Origin of the sequence: Methylobacterium sp. E-066 (genome assembly GCF_022829635.1) — a bacterium.
In the GTDB taxonomy this organism is placed as follows: domain Bacteria; phylum Pseudomonadota; class Alphaproteobacteria; order Rhizobiales; family Beijerinckiaceae; genus Methylobacterium.
Genome location: NZ_JAKSYO010000089.1, coordinates 60,553 through 75,089, shown reverse-complemented (window position 1 = coordinate 75,089; position 14,537 = coordinate 60,553). Strand labels below are relative to the sequence as shown.

Genomic DNA, 14,537 nt, shown 5'->3' with positions numbered 1-14,537 from the left:
AGTCTTATCGACGATGTTAGAAATATCCGGCAGCGTAGCGCAGGCCCGAGCGGCATGAAGAAGATCGAAGCGATCATCAAGCCTTTCAAGCTCGACGAGGTGAAGGAGGCGCTCCAGGAGGTCGGCCTCCAGGGCATCACCGTCATCGAGGCGAAGGGTTTCGGCCGTCAGAAGGGCCATACCGAACTGTATCGCGGCGCCGAATACGTGGTCGACTTCCTCCCCAAGGTGAAGCTCGAGATCGTACTGTCGGACGCGCTGGTCGAGGGCGCCGTCGAGGCGATCCGCAAGTCGGCCCAGACCGGCCGCATCGGCGACGGCAAGATTTTTGTCTCGACCATCGAGGAGGCGATCCGCATCCGCACCGGCGAGACCGGCACGGACGCGATCTGAGCTTTTCGAGGCTCGGACATCTCCGGGCCTCTCCGCAGCTTCACCGTCATGGCGGGCTCAGCGAAGCACCCGATCTCGGACCGTGGCGCCCCCTCGGGTCGCGTTGCAGCGCCCGCGATGTCGGCGTGACGCGAACGGACTTCAGAGCCTCCGTCATGTGATGGCATTCGCGCGTTCAAGCAGGCTTTGAACGAGGATCCGCGCATCTTTGCGTCTGTGGATCGCGGGACTTCATCCCGAGCATGACCAGCATTCTCGCGCCGAAAGTCGGCGCTTTTCCCGATCTGCCTAAGAATTCACGCTGCACGAATGTCCGGCATCTGCGTGTCGGGCCATGGAGTGCTGGGCCGGCAACACCACATCCTCGGGAACGGACGGTCGGAATGGCCGCTTTGATCCACTCAGGAGGACCCTATAATGGCCGGTACCGACGGGCGTGAGACCGCCAAGATCTACGAATTGTCGGCGTTTCGGCGCCCCCGACTGACGCCGCGGGCGATCGAGACGATCAAGACGGCGCCCGTGCCCAGCATCGGCGGCGGCGCCTGGTACCACGAGGCCGCAATCCGCGACGACGAGCGCCCGCGCCGGACCTGAAACGCGAAGAAGCCGGGCACGCGAGCCCGGCTCCGGTTGATCGATGGCGGGAGCTTGCGGCTCCCGACCCGCATTACGCGGCGACAGCGGCCTCGGTCGGCACCGAAGAGATCGTCTTCAGCACCTGCGAGGCGATCTGGTAGGGGTCGCCCTGCGAGTTCGGGCGGCGATCCTCCAAATACCCCTTGTAGCCGTTATTGGCGAAGGAGTGGGGCACACGGATCGAAGCGCCGCGATCGGCAATGCCGTACGAGAATTCGTGGATCGAGGCGGTCTCGTGCTTGCCGGTCAGCCGCATGTGGTTGTCTGGACCGTAGACGGCGATGTGATCCTCGCGGTTGTTCTTGAACGCCTCCATGAGCGCCTCGAAATAGGCCTTGCCGCCGTGCTCCCGCAGGAACGCGGTCGAGAAGTTGCAGTGCATGCCCGAGCCGTTCCAGTCGGTGTCGCCGAGCGGCTTGCAGTGGTACTCGACGTCGATGCCGTAGGATTCGCATAGGCGCTGCAGCAGGTAGCGGGCCATCCACATCTCGTCGGCGGCCTTCTTGGAGCCCTTGCCGAAGATCTGGAATTCCCACTGGCCCTTGGCCACCTCGGCGTTGATGCCCTCGTGGTTGATGCCGGCGTCCAGGCAGAGGTCGAGATGCTCCTCGACGATCTTGCGGGCGACGTCGCCGACATTCGAGTAGCCGACGCCGGTGTAATACGGGCCCTGCGGAGCGGGGAAGCCGCTGGCCGGGAAGCCGAGCGGGCGGCCGTCCTTGTACAGGAAGTACTCCTGCTCGAAGCCGAACCAGGCGCCGGCATCGTCCAGGATGGTGGCGCGCTTGTTGGACTCGTGCGGGGTCTTGCCGTCCGGCATCATCACTTCGCACAGGACCAGGACGCCGTTCTTGCGGGCCGGATCGGGGAAGTGGCGCACGGGCTTGAGCATGCAGTCGGAGCTGCCGCCCTCGGCCTGCTTCGTGGACGAGCCGTCGAAGCCCCACATCGGCAGTTGGTCGAGGGTCGGGAAGCTGTCGAATTCCTTGATCTGCGTCTTACCGCGCAGATTCGGGACCGGCGTATACCCGTCGAGCCATATATACTCGAGCTTATATTTCGTCATTCCGGTTCTCTCGTCCGTTGTCGATGCGCGACCTGGTCAACCCCCGGGCGACGCGAACGGCTTGCCGCCGTTTCGACGGCCGCTGCCGCCTTTGCATGGAGCATGCCAGAACTGTCTTCGCCCGTCGGCGGCCGGGGGAGATTCCTGTTCTCTAGCGTTCACGGATATGAGAGCGGCCGCCATTGTGGGCCAAACGTCCCGCGCCGCGCGCGATTCCACCGTTCCGCGGGTGGCAAGGCGGCCTCGCGGCGGATATCAAGCGGCGCGGCCGGTGCGGCCCGACCCTAAAGTGCCCGCCCCGCGCGAGAATCCCCGACGAACTTCCTGGAGGATGCCCACGATGACGACTGCGGCCGACGTTCTGAAGAATATCCGGGACAACGACGTACGCTACGTGGACTTCCGGTTCACCGACCCGCGCGGCAAGTGGCAGCACGTGACGTTCGACGTGTCGCTCATCGACGACGAGATCTTCGCCGAGGGCACGATGTTCGACGGCTCCTCGATCGCCGGCTGGAAGGCGATCAACGAGTCCGACATGCTGCTGATGCCGGATCCGTCCACCGCCTGCCTCGATCCGTTCTTCTCCGCCTCGACCCTGTCGATCGTCTGCGACGTGCTCGAGCCCGCCACCGGCGAGCCCTATTCGCGCGATCCCCGCGGCACCGCCAAGCGCGCCGAGGCCTACCTGCAGCAGACCGGGATCGGCGACACGATCTATGTCGGCCCCGAGGCCGAGTTCTTCGTGTTCGACGACGTGAAATTCGCCGCCGACCCCTACCGCACCGGCTTCGAGCTCGACTCGACCGAGTTGCCGACCAACGGCTTCACCGATTACGAGGGCGGCAACCTCGGCCACCGGGTCCAGACCAAGGGCGGCTACTTCCCGGTCCCGCCGCAGGATTCGGCCCAGGACATGCGCGGCGAGATGTTGGCCGCGATGCAGTCCATGGGCGTGAAGGTCGAGAAGCACCACCACGAGGTGGCCTCGGCCCAGCACGAACTCGGCATGAAGTTCGACGTGCTGACCAAGCTCGCCGACCACATGCAGATCTACAAGTACTGCATCCACAATGTGGCGCAGAGCTATGGCAAGTCGGCGACGTTCATGCCCAAGCCCGTCTTCGGCGATAACGGCTCAGGGATGCACGTCCACCAGTCGATCTGGAAGGACGGCAAGCCGGTCTTCGCCGGCGACAAATATGCTGGCCTCAGCCAGGAATGCCTCTGGTACATCGGCGGCATCATCCGGCACGCCAAGGCGCTCAACGCCTTCACCAACCCGTCGACCAATTCCTACAAGCGGCTGGTGCCGGGCTACGAGGCGCCGGTCCTGCTCGCCTACTCGGCACGCAACCGCTCGGCCTCGTGCCGGATCCCGTGGACCAAGAGCCCGAACGCCAAGCGCGTCGAGGTCCGCTTCCCCGACCCGATGGCCAACCCGTACCTGGCCTTCTCGGCTCTGCTGATGGCCGGCCTCGACGGCATCCGCAACAAGATCGATCCGGGCCCGGCCATGGACAAGGATCTCTACGAGCTGCCGCCGCGGGAGCTGAAGAAGATCCCGACCGTGTGCGGGTCGCTCCGCGAGGCGCTGACCAACCTCGACAAGGACCGCACCTTCCTCAAGGAGGGCGGCGTGTTCACGGACGACCAGATCGACTCGTTCATCGAGCTGAAGATGACCGAGGTGCTGCGCTACGAGATGACCCCGCACCCGATCGAGTTCGTGCAGTATTACTCGCTGTGATGTGAGAGGGGCCGGGCGTGGAGCCCGGCCCCGGCTGGAACTCACGACGCCGGGGTCTTGCGAAAGGCTCCGGCGATCCAAGGTTTGGTCCGCTGAGCCGAGGGCGAGCTGCCGGAATCCGATTGCTTGGGAGGGGGCAGCCGCTTCCGTGGATGGCGACCGGGCGAAGCCTACGCTCGACGGAGACGGAGCGATGCGCCTTCTCGACACGCGGTCAAATTTTCTGAATGATTACAACGTCTTGGTAGTTGGCAAAGCTCATTTCCTTATAACCCAAAATTCGACAGTCCGCTCGGGATTCAATTCTGTTGATGGCCCAGGATGGCGCCGTAAATGAGCCCCCGTAGCTCTGACCATACATGGCCGTCCACAAAGGGCAGGCAAAATATCCGAATCCGCGGCGCATAAAATGTTTGTTCAGAGCTATATCAGGGTCAAGATTTGCGCTGTACTTAAACCTAAACAAAAGATTCTTAATTCTGATTGCTCTGCGCCGCGTAGAAAATAGGCTTTTCGCCTCTGCATGCTGCGCCATGGCATGACGGGCGCAGTTCCGCCCATGCAGCGTCAAGATCGCGAGCCCCCCGTGATTCAACGCCTCAACGAAATACTGCAATGCCCGGTCGAACATCGGCAGATCGAAATGCGTCAGCAGAGATCCAGAAAACAGCAAGTCGAATTTTCGCCCCGGATTGCCAATATAATTCCTATGGAAAGAAAACTTTTCGGCGCCGAATTGGCGGACGGCGAATTGCTCTTTGTTTTCGTCGATGTCCGCGACAAATAATGTACTTTCAGGAAAGAAAGTTCGCAAATGTCTTGTGACCCGACCGCCTCCGCAGGGCAGGTCGAGCACCGAATCGAATTCGCATCGGCCCGCCAGCATCATAGCTTCGGTAATTATTTTTACCGCTGAAAGGCCGACATTTAGATATTCTTCGAGATTTAGATCCGACTGATGCCGCATATCATCGTGTTCCGTGATCGTGAGATCTATCGGAACCGAGGAATACATCTGCCAGCGTTCGGCTATGCGGCCAAGAATGCTATACATGTCGGAAAAATCAGATATATTCGATTCTTTAAACATTTTTATTGGCAATCGATTAGTTTTGTTGAAATCTAGATTGAGCATTTTATTGTATTCCGAGCGCCGTCATAAAGTATTTTGCTCGATGTCGACGCAACCCTATCTAAGCATGTTCGCAATCATACATGGCCGCGACCGTTTGCACGAGGCATTCGCAAGCCTCGATCAGGATTGACGGTTCTTTCAAGAAGGCACATGATCGCCGACGACTCGATCGATGCGCTCATCAGGCCGCAATCGACCGCAGCGTGGCGCTACGAGATGAATCCGAACCCACTCGAATTCGTGCGGTACGGCGCTCTATGATGGAACAGAGCCGGGCACGCCGTTCAGGCGTCGCCTAGGGACACCTCCCATGCTCACCCTCGACCACCTCGTCGTCGTGGCCCCCGATCTCGCGGAGGGCGTGGCCCATGTCCGCGACTGCCTCGGCCTCGACATGCCGGAGGGCGGGCGCCATCCTGAGATGGGCACCCGCAACCACCTGCTCCGCCTCGGCGCATCCACGTTCCTCGAAGTGATCGCCGTCGATCCCGAGGCAGCGCCGCCGGCGCGCGACCGCTGGTTCGGCCTCGGCGATGCGGCACGGGTGCGGACGGATTGGGAGGCCGGCCGGCGGCTGCGCGGCTTCGTCGCCCGCACCGACGATCTCGACACCCTGCTCGCGGCCCATCCCGACCTGCTCGGCACGGCGGCGACGATGACCCGGGGCACGCTGTCGTGGCGCTTCGGTCTCCGCCCGGACGGGACTTGGCCGGCGGACGGCGCCGCGCCCTGCGCGATGGATTGGGGCGACCGCCCGCACCCGGCCAGGGCGATGCCGGATCTCGGGGCACGGCTCGAAGAGTTTCGGCTGACCCATCCGGAGCCGGAGGCTGTGGCCGCGCTCTACGCCAGCCTCGACCTGACCGACCCGCCACGGATCGAGCCCGGCCCAGCGCTGCGCTACACTGCCAGATTCGCGACGCCCTCCGGCTCGCGCGTGCTGACCTGAGGACGGGCCCTCCGTGCCGGCCTGATCGGGTGGGTGACCGGCGCGGAGGGCCTGGCCAGGACTCGCGAGCCCCGGCGCGGGCAACCTAGCAGGGGTCCATCACGCTGCGGTTGCCGATACGTTTCTAGCGCACAGGAATCGCGCGGCGTCCCGCGCCATGGCTCAGGTATGCGCGAAGATGTCGGACTCCGGCCAGCCGTCGAGGTCGAGGCGGGCGCGGGTGGGCAGGAAGGCGAAGCAGGCGGCGGCGAGATCGGTGCGGCCCTCGCGGGCCAGCATGGCGTCGAGCCGCTCCCGGGCGGCGTGGAGGTAGAGCACGTCGGAGGCCGCGTAATCCTGCTGCGCCTGCGTCAGGGTCTCGGCGCCCCAGTCGGAGGATTGCTGCTGCTTCGACAGGTCGACGCCCACGAGCTCGCGGACCACGTCCTTGAGCCCGTGCCGGTCGGTGTAGGTGCGCGCGAGCTTCGAGGCGATCTTGGTGCAATAGACCGGCCCCGGCATCACTCCGAACGCCTTGAACAGCACCGCCACGTCGAACCGGGCGAAGTGAAAGATCTTGAGCACGTCGGGATCCGCCAGGACGCGCTTGAGCACGACCGGCTCCGGGCCATCCTGGGGAATCTGGACCACGTCGGCCGTGCCGTCGCCGGTGGAGATTTGCACCACGCAGAGCCGGTCCCGATGCGGGTTGAGCCCGAGCGTCTCGGTGTCGATAGCCACAGCCCGGCCCGCCTCGTAATCGGCGGGCAGGTCGCCACGGTGGAGGCGTACGATCGGGCTCGGCATTTTTTTGGGACCTTAAGGGTGTTGCGCCGGTACCATCGGCGTCGAGTGGCGGCAAGCGAACGACGGAGAAGCGAATGATGACGGCAGCCGAGGTGATCGCGACGCTGGGGCTGAAGCCTCATCCGGAGGGCGGGCATTATCGCGAGACGTTCCGCGACCCACGCACCGTGGACGGCCGCTCGGTCGGCACCGCGATCTATTTTTTGCTCGACATCGGCGAGGCCTCGGCCTGGCACCGGGTGGACGCCACCGAGATCTGGCACTGGCATGCCGGCGCGCCGCTGGTGATCACCACCAGCCCGAACGGCCACGACGCCACCGCCCAACACCTTGGACCGGACCTCGCGGCCGGCCAGCGCCCGCAATGCGTGGTGCCGGCCGGACATTGGCAGACGGCCACCAGCCTCGGCGCCTGGACGCTCGTCGGCTGCACGGTCTCGCCGGGCTTCGACTTCGCGGGCTTCGAGATGGCGCCGCCCGACTGGCGGCCGACGCCGCGAAGCTAGATCCCCGTCGGCGCCGCCCGCGAGGCCCGCACCGCCGTCAGCGCGCCGGCCACGATCAGCAGGCAGGCGAGCGCGAGCGCCGGACCGGGGCTGGCATAGCCGGTCGCCACCAGGATCAGCGTCGAGAGAACCGGCGCCGCATAGGCGGTGACGCCGAGCAGGCGGACATCGCCGCGCTTGCAGCCGATATCCCAGAGATAGAAGGCGCCCCCGACCGGCCCGATCCCGAGGAACAGCACCGCGCCCCATTGCATGGCATCGGCGGGCCAGATCGTCGTCTCGAAGGCGAGATGACAGGCCAGGCTCAGCACCGCCGTGACCAGGCAGAACCCCGCGACCGCGTCGGTCGGCACCTGGCCGACCCGGGCCGACAGCACCGAATAGCCGGACCACACGAAGGCCGCCGCCAGGGAGGCCGCGTAGCCGGGGAGCGCGCCCGCGGTGAAACCGAGCTCGCCTCGGCCGACGAACAGAGCGGCGACGCCGGCGAGCCCCAGAGCCGCCCCGGCGAGATGCCCGGCGCGTAATCCGCCCGAGCCCGGCAGCCGGGCGGAGAACAGGACGATCAGCAGCGGCCAGAGATAGCTGATCAGCCCGGCCTCGGCCGGCGGTGCCAGGCGCAGGGCGCTGAAATACAGGGCGTGGTAGCCGAACAGCCCGCCGACCCCCAGCAGCCAGACCGGCCAGGGCTGGAGCAGCGCCCGCGCCCGGGCCGGCCGAGCAATCCAGGTGGCGCAGCCGCACAGGCCGCCGACCCCGAACGTCATGGCGGCGAGCTGGAACGGCGGCACCGTCCCGGAGGCGGCGGTGAACAGGGCCAGCAGCGACCACAGCAGGATCGCCCCGAACCCCGCCAGGGTGGCGGCCGAGCGTGTGGTGGCTCGGCTGGAAGATGTGGCTGTCGCGCTCATGGATCGCCGCTATCACGCGGGCGGTTGAGTCGGCGAGAGGGGGTCACGACCCTGTCATCGTCGCGCTCTAAGGGCAGCTCGAAGTGGGAGTTCTGTCGATGCGCGCGATCCTGGCCGTCCTCGGGCTGCTGCTGGCGGGAGGGTCGGCGCTGGCCGGCGAGGGCGTGCAACTCGGGCCGCGGCCGTTCTACCTGGTCGACCAGCTGAAGCCCGGGCCGCTGAAGGAGCACCTGGCCGCCTGCGGAGTCGACCGGCCCTACACGCCGCGAACCTTCTCGATCTCGCACCGGGGCGCACCGATGATGTTCCCGGAGCATACCCGCGAGGGGCTGCTCGCCGCCTATCGGATGGGCGCCGGGATCATCGAGTGCGATGTCGCCTTCACCAAGGACCGCCAGCTGGTCTGCCGGCACAGCCAGTGCGACCTGCACACCACCACCGACATCCTGGCCCGGCCGAACCTCGCGGCCAAATGCACCAAGGGGTTCGAGCCGGCCGATCCGGCCACCGGCCGCAAGGCCTCGGCCACGTGCTGCACCAGCGACCTGACCTTGGACGAGTTCAAGTCGCTCAACGGCAAGATGGATGCGGCCGACCCGGATGCCACCAATGTCGTCGCCTACATGAACGCCACGCCGCACTGGCGGACCGACCTCTACGCCACCACCGGCACGCTGCTATCCCACAAGGAATACATCGCCCTGGTGAAGGCGATGGGGCGCAAGTTCACCCCCGAGCTGAAGGCGCCCCAGGTCCCGATGCCGTTCGAGGGCAGCTACACCCAGGACCAATACGCTCAGCAGCTGATCGACGAGTACAAGCAGGCCGGGATCCCGGCCTCGGACGTTTATCCGCAGAGCTTCCAGCTCCGGGACATCCTGTACTGGCTGGAGAAGGACCCGGATTTCGGCCGCAAGGCGATCTTCCTCGACGACCGCGACGAGACCACCAAGGGCTTCGATCCGGAGAAGCCCGAGACCTGGAAGCCCGGCATGGCCGAGCTCGCCGCCAAGGGCGTGAAGATCCTGGCGCCGCCCCTGTGGATGCTGGTCCGCCCCGGTCCCGACGGCGCCATCGAGCCCTCGACCTACGCCCGGGAGGCGAAGAAGGCCGGGCTCGGCCTGATCGCCTGGTCGCTGGAGCGTTCGGGCCCGCTGAAGGAGGGCGGCGGCTATTATTACCAGTCGATCAAGCCGGTGGTGACCGGCGACGGCGACATCCTCCGGCTGCTCGACGTGCTGCACGGGCAGGTCGGCGTGCTCGGCGTGTTCTCCGACTGGCCGGCGACCACGACCTTCTACGCCAATTGCGTCGGCGCGCCGTAGCTCAGTCGGCCCAGAGGGCGACGAGCGAGAACAGGCCGGCCATCAAGAAATTGACCAGGAGGATGCAGGCGAGGATCAGGGCGAGCGTCATGGCGGCCTCGGGGGCGTAGAAACTGCGACGGGTGCGGGGGATGGTTCGGGCTGGACTTCGAAGAAAGGCGCGGCGTCTTTCGGGTTGCCTTCGCGCAGACTTCGAAGCGGCGGTTCAGTGCGGCGACAGGAGCCGCACCATTTCGAACAGATCGTCGACCTTCAGCGGCGCCCAACCGAACCAGCGCCGGACCAGCGCGTAGCTCGCGCACAACAGGGTCGCGCAGCCGAGAACGGCCAGGCAGAACAATCCGAAGTTGCCGGTCGCGAATCCGGTCGCGGCGCCGACCAGGGCGGTGATGACGAAGATGAGCCGGCTCGGATTCCGCGGGCCGCGGGTGATGACATCGGACATCGGGGGTCCCTCTCGATCCGGATCAGCGGGCGCGGCAGTTCGGGCCGAACCAGGTCATGGTCCGGCGGTCCAGGCCGCCATCCGAGGCGGCGCCGCAGACGGGAAAGCGCGGGTCGCCGCTGCGCTGCAGGCTCATCTGCTTGAAGAGATCCTGCTGGGCCTCGCGGCGGCGGGTCTGCTCGGCGAAGTGGGACTGCCAATACAGATCCCGGTTGGCCTGGGTGAGCGCGCGCTGCTCATGGAGGTCCATCATGCAGTGCGCGAAGGCGTCGGTGCCGGGCTCGAACCCGAATTCGTAGCACTGGCCGTTATCCATCGCGTGCCGCTCCTGCGGGGTGACGCAGGCGGCAAGCCCCAGCGTGCAAGCCGCGGCGAGACCGAGCTTGGCGAGCATCGAGACGCCACGCGCCTTGACGGTCCGGTCCGTAGCAAGAATTTCACCGGTCCGGCGCGTGGTGAATGCGGTGTTCATCGTGTCGGGGCCTTCGTTTTTGCTGGCGCGAACAACCACGTCCGGCTGAAACGAGAGCTATCCCGGTCCGCTCAAATTGTTCGTGTGTCGGAACACGTGTGCGATTTCGCGCGCCCGCACCCGCAATGCACAGATCCACATGCGGACTCGATGAATCCGCGTCGCAGAAAAGGATTCGTCAGGATTTCCCGGCCTGCGAAGTCTTCGTCGATCGAAATCCTTGCCGAGCCGGATGGCGTGCAGAGGTTTTGCGAGCGTCGGGGCGCGGTTTGGGATCGCGCGCTGCCCTGGGTTGCTTCGCTGCGCTCGCAATGACGGCGTGAAGCACGACAGCGTCAGTCAGAAAAACCAATTCCGGTCATTCCCATCCTCGCCCTCATCCTGAGGTGGCGTAGCGAAGCGGAGCCCTCGAAGGAGCCCTCCAGCCAGCCGCGCGATCCCTGGAGGGCTCCTTCGAGGCTGCTGCGCAGCACCTCAGGATGAGGGGAGAGATCAGGATCTCCGTCGATCAGAACCGTCCTTCGACGGCGATCGCGCCGTCTAACAGGCCCCCCGATCGAAGCGGCGTCCGGCGCCGGTCACAAAAAACGCCGCACGGCCCGGCAGGGCGGCGCGGCGTCGGAGTGGAGCCGGGCGCTGATCACACCCGAAAAAAAATCAGACGAAGTGCTGGCCGCCGTTCACGGTCAGCGTCGAGCCGTTGATGAAGCCCGCCTCGTCGCTCGCCAGGTATTCCACCGCGTGGGCGATCTCTTCCGACTTGCCGAGGCGGCCGGTGGGGATCGTCGCGATGATCTTGTTGCGGATGTCCTCGGCCACCGCCATCACCATGTCGGTCGCGATGTAGCCCGGCGCGATCACGTTGACCGTGATGCCCTTGGAGGCGCTTTCCTGGGCGAGCGCCTTGGCGAAGCCGATCACGCCGGCCTTGGCGGCCGAGTAGTTGGTCTGGCCGGCCTGGCCCTTCTGGCCGTTGATCGACGAGATGATGATGATCCGGCCGAAGCCGCGGTTGCGCATGCCCTCGATCACCGGCCGGGTGCAGGTGAACACCGAGTCCAGATTGGTCTTGATGACCGCCTGCCACTTGGCGAAGTCCATCTTGTGGAAGGCGCCGTCGCGGGTGATGCCGGCATTGTTGACCAGCACCTCGACCGGGCCGAGTTCGGCCTCGACCGCCGCGATGCCGGCCTGGCAGCTCTCGTAATCACCCACGTCGAACTTGAAGACCGGGATGCCGGTCTCGGCCTTGAAGGCCTGGGCCGCTTCGTCGTTGCCGGCATAATTGGCCGCAACCCGGTAGCCCTTGGCCTGCAAGCCCTTCGAGATCGCGGCGCCGATGCCGCGCGTGCCGCCCGTGACGAGTGCGACGCGTCCTTGAGCCATTGTTGTTTCCTCCTGTTTCGCATCACCTGATGCCGCGTGCGGATGGCGTCCGCACGCGATTTTTTCTGAGTTCAGTCTCAAGTCTATATTGGTGGAGAACCTGGCGTTACAAAACGATCACGGCCGCTCAAGGCACATCGCGACGCCCATGCCGCCGCCGATGCACAGGGTGGCGAGGCCCTTCTTGGCGTCGCGCCGCTTCATCTCGTGCAACAGGGTAACGAGCACCCGGGCGCCCGAGGCACCGATCGGGTGACCGATGGCGATGGCGCCGCCGTTGACGTTCACCTTCGCATCGTCCCAGCCCATGTCCTTGTTCACCGCCAGCGCCTGAGCCGCGAAGGCCTCGTTGGCCTCGATCAGGTCGAGGTCGGAGGGCTTCCAGCCGGCCTTCTCCAGGGCCTTGCGGGAGGCCGGGATCGGGCCGGTGCCCATCACCTTCGGATCGACGCCGGCGGTCGCCCAGGACTTGATCTTGGCGAGCGGGGTCAGCCCGCGCCGCTCAGCCTCGGAGGCCGACATCAGCACCAGCGCCGCGGCGCCGTCGTTCAGGCCGGAGGCATTTGCGGCCGTCACCGTGCCCTCCTTGGAGAAGGCCGGCTTCAGCTTGGCCATCGCCTCGATGGTGGCGCCGTCGCGGATGTACTCGTCGGTGTCGACGACCGTGTCGCCCTTCTTGCCGGGGATCGTCACAGGGACGATCTCGTCCTTGAACCGGCCCTCGTTGCGGGCGGCCTCGGCCTTGTTCTGCGATCGGGTGGCGAACTGGTCCTGCTGCTCCCGGGTGAGCTGGAAGGCCTGAGCGACGTTCTCGGCGGTCTGGCCCATGTGGTAGCCGTTAAAGGCGTCCCAGAGCCCGTCCTTGATCATCGTGTCGACGAGCTTGATGTCGCCCATCTTCTGGCCGCCGCGCAGGTACTGGGCGTGGGGCGAGAGCGACATCGATTCCTGGCCGCCGGCCACGATCACGGTGGCGTCGCCGTTGGCGATCTGCTGCATGCCGATGGCGACCGTGCGGAGCCCAGAGCCGCAGACCTGGTTGAGGCCCCAGGCGGTGGCCTTCTCGGGGATGCCGGCCTTGATCGCGGCCTGGCGGGCGGGGTTCTGGCCGGCGCCCGCGGTGAGCACTTGGCCGAAGATCACCTCGTCCACGTCATCGGGGGACACGTTGGCGCGCTCCAGGGCGGCCTTGATCGCGGTGGCGCCGAGTTCGTGGGCCGGCACCGCCCCGAAGGCGCCGCCGAACGAGCCGACCGCCGTGCGCGCGGCCCCGACGATGACGATCTCTTCGCTGCCTGCCATGTGAACGTTCTCCTCTCACGAGCCGGCGCGCCTCCTCGGTCCGGGCGCGCTCTAAAGCCTGTCCCGCGATGAAGGGCCTGAGGTCGGCGAAGTCAAGGATCGACGTTCCAGCCTGAAAACGCTGCCATGACGCCGCCGAGTGACTGAAATGGCCTGTGTGCAGGCCGGCACCCGGCATTATTCTGCGTTGAAGAGGCGCAGTTTGCTGTTTTCTGCGCCCGTGTAAGGCTTTAAGGATCGTGCTGCGGGCGCGAAGACGATCCCCGCCGGGCCGCATCGCGTGTGCCTGCGACGCCCCTTGAGTCCCGAGTCCAGAAAGGCCGTTCCCGATGGCGGATACCGTCAAGGCCACCCAGACCGTCATCAAGAAATACGCCAATCGGCGCCTGTATCACACGGGCACGTCGACCTACGTGACGCTGGAGGACCTCGCCACGATGGTCCAGAACGGCGAGGATTTCGTCGTCTACGACGCCCGCGCGGGGGACGACATCACCCGCTCGGTGCTGACGCAGATCATCTTCGAGCAGGAGAACAAGGCCGGCGCCGAGAACCTTCTGCCGGTGGCGTTCCTGCGCCAGCTGATCCGCTTCTACGGCGACAGCATGCGCACCATGGTGCCGAGTTTCCTGGAATTCTCGATGGCGAACTTCGCCAAGGACCAGGACGGCCTGCGCGAAAAATTCGCCCACAGCTTCGGGCCGGCCGCGTTCCAGAACGCGATCGAGCAGTCGGTGCGGACCAACATGACCTTCTTCGGCGACGCCATGAAGATGTTCACCGGCTTCGCGCCGCCCGCCGTCGGGACGCAGCCCCCTGCCCCGCCGGCCGCTCCGGCTTCCTATGCCGGCGGCGAGCTCGACGACCTCAAGCGGCAGATGCTGGAGATGCAGCAGCGGCTCGAGGCCCTCGCCAAAAAGTGACATTGGCTGTGCCAAAACCAATCACGGCGGGTGCGACTACGCGTTTTCGATAAGTTGACGAACCCTTAACGGCGGTCCCACGTTTGCAACACAGGCACGGCAACGTGCGGAGGGTGTCGCAATGGCGCGGATCGGGACAGTCGGCCGGACCGGTGCAACCTGGAGCAGACCCGCGCGACCGGCGGGGGCTGCCGCAGGGCCGGTCGGGTCCGTCGAGGAGATCCCCCCGGTCCGGGCGCTGGTGGTGCTGGATGGGGGACGGCGCGAGGCGCGCGCCACGATCGTGTCCGTGGACCGATTCGATGGGGGCCGGGCCTGCTCGAGCTTCGTGGCCCATCTGCTGGTCGCCACCGACCCAACCCTCAGGCCGTCGCGGCTGGAGCGTACCCGTGCCGCCGCGGCGCGCTACGCGGAGACCGCGCGCCGGCTGGCCTGATGGTTTTTGGTTACCCGCACCGTCATTGCGAGCGCAGCGAAGCAACCCAGGGATTCGCCACGTCCGCAGAGCGCGCGCTGCCCTAGGTTGCTTCGCTGCGCTCGCAATGACGG

Annotated in this window: 16 protein-coding genes; 8 read left to right on the top strand and 8 right to left on the bottom strand. The window is 65.9% G+C overall.

Annotated elements, in window-relative coordinates:
• Positions 1-54 precede the first annotated feature (54 nt).
• Positions 55-393: a P-II family nitrogen regulator gene (locus MKL20_RS10780; protein ID WP_003600526.1), complete on the top strand. Its 339-nt coding sequence runs from the start codon at positions 55-57 to the stop codon at positions 391-393.
• Positions 394-810: 417 nt separating this feature from the next.
• The gene (locus MKL20_RS10775) at positions 811-990 is read left to right on the top strand and encodes a DUF2735 domain-containing protein (RefSeq protein WP_244036663.1); all 180 of its coding nucleotides are present in this window, start codon (positions 811-813) and stop codon (positions 988-990) included.
• Between the two features lie 73 nt (positions 991-1,063).
• Here the strand turns inward: MKL20_RS10775 and MKL20_RS10770 are convergent, their stop codons facing one another.
• Positions 1,064-2,098 (bottom strand): glutamine synthetase beta-grasp domain-containing protein, encoded by a 1,035-nt coding sequence (locus MKL20_RS10770; RefSeq protein WP_243965003.1) that lies wholly within the window; start codon positions 2,096-2,098, stop codon positions 1,064-1,066.
• Between the two features lie 340 nt (positions 2,099-2,438).
• Here MKL20_RS10770 and glnA point away from each other — a divergent pair, with 340 nt between their 5' ends.
• Positions 2,439-3,848: a type I glutamate--ammonia ligase gene (gene glnA, locus MKL20_RS10765; protein WP_243965005.1), complete on the top strand. Its 1,410-nt coding sequence runs from the start codon at positions 2,439-2,441 to the stop codon at positions 3,846-3,848.
• 214 nt (positions 3,849-4,062) lie between these two features.
• Here glnA and MKL20_RS10760 read toward each other — a convergent pair whose 3' ends face one another.
• The gene (locus tag MKL20_RS10760) at positions 4,063-4,983 is read right to left on the bottom strand and encodes a class I SAM-dependent methyltransferase (RefSeq protein ID WP_244036662.1); all 921 of its coding nucleotides are present in this window, start codon (positions 4,981-4,983) and stop codon (positions 4,063-4,065) included.
• A 310-nt stretch (positions 4,984-5,293) separates the two neighbouring features.
• Here MKL20_RS10760 and MKL20_RS10755 point away from each other — a divergent pair, with 310 nt between their 5' ends.
• Positions 5,294-5,932, top strand: coding sequence for a VOC family protein (locus tag MKL20_RS10755; RefSeq protein WP_244036661.1), 639 nt, complete (start codon positions 5,294-5,296; stop codon positions 5,930-5,932).
• A gap of 162 nt (positions 5,933-6,094) precedes the next feature.
• Here the strand turns inward: MKL20_RS10755 and MKL20_RS10750 are convergent, their stop codons facing one another.
• Positions 6,095-6,718: a ribonuclease D gene (locus tag MKL20_RS10750; RefSeq protein ID WP_244036660.1), complete on the bottom strand. Its 624-nt coding sequence runs from the start codon at positions 6,716-6,718 to the stop codon at positions 6,095-6,097.
• A gap of 77 nt (positions 6,719-6,795) precedes the next feature.
• Between MKL20_RS10750 and MKL20_RS10745 the strand changes: the two genes are divergently transcribed.
• Entirely contained in the window at positions 6,796-7,224 is a 429-nt protein-coding gene (locus tag MKL20_RS10745; protein WP_007567132.1) for a cupin domain-containing protein, read from the top strand.
• Here MKL20_RS10745 and MKL20_RS10740 read toward each other — a convergent pair.
• Positions 7,221-8,135 carry a DMT family transporter gene (locus MKL20_RS10740; protein WP_244036659.1) on the bottom strand — a complete coding sequence of 305 codons (915 nt, stop codon included), beginning with the start codon at positions 8,133-8,135 and terminating at the stop codon, positions 7,221-7,223. The two genes, MKL20_RS10745 and MKL20_RS10740, sit on opposite strands and share 4 nt — an antisense overlap.
• 98 nt (positions 8,136-8,233) lie before the next feature.
• On the opposite strand from MKL20_RS10740, the gene MKL20_RS10735 reads away from it, so the two are divergent.
• Positions 8,234-9,460, top strand: a complete 1,227-nt coding sequence (locus MKL20_RS10735; RefSeq protein WP_244036658.1) for a glycerophosphodiester phosphodiesterase family protein — start codon at positions 8,234-8,236, stop codon at positions 9,458-9,460.
• Between the two features lie 205 nt (positions 9,461-9,665).
• Here the strand turns inward: MKL20_RS10735 and MKL20_RS10730 are convergent, their stop codons facing one another.
• From MKL20_RS10730 to MKL20_RS10715, 4 genes are all read right to left on the bottom strand, one after another.
• A complete protein-coding gene (locus MKL20_RS10730) occupies positions 9,666-9,905 on the bottom strand; it encodes a hypothetical protein (protein ID WP_244036657.1) in 240 nt (79 codons plus the stop codon).
• Between the two features lie 22 nt (positions 9,906-9,927).
• Positions 9,928-10,377, bottom strand: coding sequence for a hypothetical protein (locus tag MKL20_RS10725; RefSeq protein WP_244036656.1), 450 nt, complete (start codon positions 10,375-10,377; stop codon positions 9,928-9,930).
• Between the two features lie 657 nt (positions 10,378-11,034).
• Positions 11,035-11,763, bottom strand: coding sequence for an acetoacetyl-CoA reductase (gene phbB / locus MKL20_RS10720; RefSeq protein WP_243965019.1), 729 nt, complete (start codon positions 11,761-11,763; stop codon positions 11,035-11,037).
• Between the two features lie 117 nt (positions 11,764-11,880).
• Complete coding sequence (locus MKL20_RS10715; RefSeq protein ID WP_244036655.1) at positions 11,881-13,065, bottom strand: acetyl-CoA C-acetyltransferase; 1,185 nt, start codon at positions 13,063-13,065, stop codon at positions 11,881-11,883.
• A 329-nt stretch (positions 13,066-13,394) separates the two neighbouring features.
• Here MKL20_RS10715 and phaR point away from each other — a divergent pair, with 329 nt between their 5' ends.
• Complete coding sequence (phaR, locus tag MKL20_RS10710) at positions 13,395-13,988, top strand: polyhydroxyalkanoate synthesis repressor PhaR (protein WP_243971093.1); 594 nt, start codon at positions 13,395-13,397, stop codon at positions 13,986-13,988.
• Positions 13,989-14,109: 121 nt separating this feature from the next.
• Positions 14,110-14,424: a hypothetical protein gene (locus tag MKL20_RS10705; RefSeq protein WP_244036654.1), complete on the top strand. Its 315-nt coding sequence runs from the start codon at positions 14,110-14,112 to the stop codon at positions 14,422-14,424.
• Positions 14,425-14,537: the final 113 nt, after the last annotated feature.

Bases quoted from the DNA above. Each gene is read 5' to 3' on its own strand.
- MKL20_RS10780 (WP_003600526.1), top strand. From the start codon at position 55: ATGAAGAAGATCGAAGCGATCATCAAGCCTTTCAAGCTCGACGAGGTG.
- MKL20_RS10725 (WP_244036656.1), bottom strand. From the start codon at position 10,377: ATGAACACCGCATTCACCACGCGCCGGACCGGTGAAATTCTTGCTACG.
- MKL20_RS10760 (WP_244036662.1), bottom strand. From the start codon at position 4,983: ATGCTCAATCTAGATTTCAACAAAACTAATCGATTGCCAATAAAAATG.
- MKL20_RS10775 (WP_244036663.1), top strand. From the start codon at position 811: ATGGCCGGTACCGACGGGCGTGAGACCGCCAAGATCTACGAATTGTCG.
- MKL20_RS10730 (WP_244036657.1), bottom strand. From the start codon at position 9,905: ATGTCCGATGTCATCACCCGCGGCCCGCGGAATCCGAGCCGGCTCATC.
- glnA (WP_243965005.1), top strand. From the start codon at position 2,439: ATGACGACTGCGGCCGACGTTCTGAAGAATATCCGGGACAACGACGTA.
- MKL20_RS10735 (WP_244036658.1), top strand. From the start codon at position 8,234: ATGCGCGCGATCCTGGCCGTCCTCGGGCTGCTGCTGGCGGGAGGGTCG.
- MKL20_RS10755 (WP_244036661.1), top strand. From the start codon at position 5,294: ATGCTCACCCTCGACCACCTCGTCGTCGTGGCCCCCGATCTCGCGGAG.
- MKL20_RS10750 (WP_244036660.1), bottom strand. From the start codon at position 6,718: ATGCCGAGCCCGATCGTACGCCTCCACCGTGGCGACCTGCCCGCCGAT.
- MKL20_RS10740 (WP_244036659.1), bottom strand. From the start codon at position 8,135: ATGAGCGCGACAGCCACATCTTCCAGCCGAGCCACCACACGCTCGGCC.
- MKL20_RS10770 (WP_243965003.1), bottom strand. From the start codon at position 2,098: ATGACGAAATATAAGCTCGAGTATATATGGCTCGACGGGTATACGCCG.
- MKL20_RS10715 (WP_244036655.1), bottom strand. From the start codon at position 13,065: ATGGCAGGCAGCGAAGAGATCGTCATCGTCGGGGCCGCGCGCACGGCG.
- MKL20_RS10705 (WP_244036654.1), top strand. From the start codon at position 14,110: ATGGCGCGGATCGGGACAGTCGGCCGGACCGGTGCAACCTGGAGCAGA.
- phbB (WP_243965019.1), bottom strand. From the start codon at position 11,763: ATGGCTCAAGGACGCGTCGCACTCGTCACGGGCGGCACGCGCGGCATC.
- MKL20_RS10745 (WP_007567132.1), top strand. From the start codon at position 6,796: ATGACGGCAGCCGAGGTGATCGCGACGCTGGGGCTGAAGCCTCATCCG.
- phaR (WP_243971093.1), top strand. From the start codon at position 13,395: ATGGCGGATACCGTCAAGGCCACCCAGACCGTCATCAAGAAATACGCC.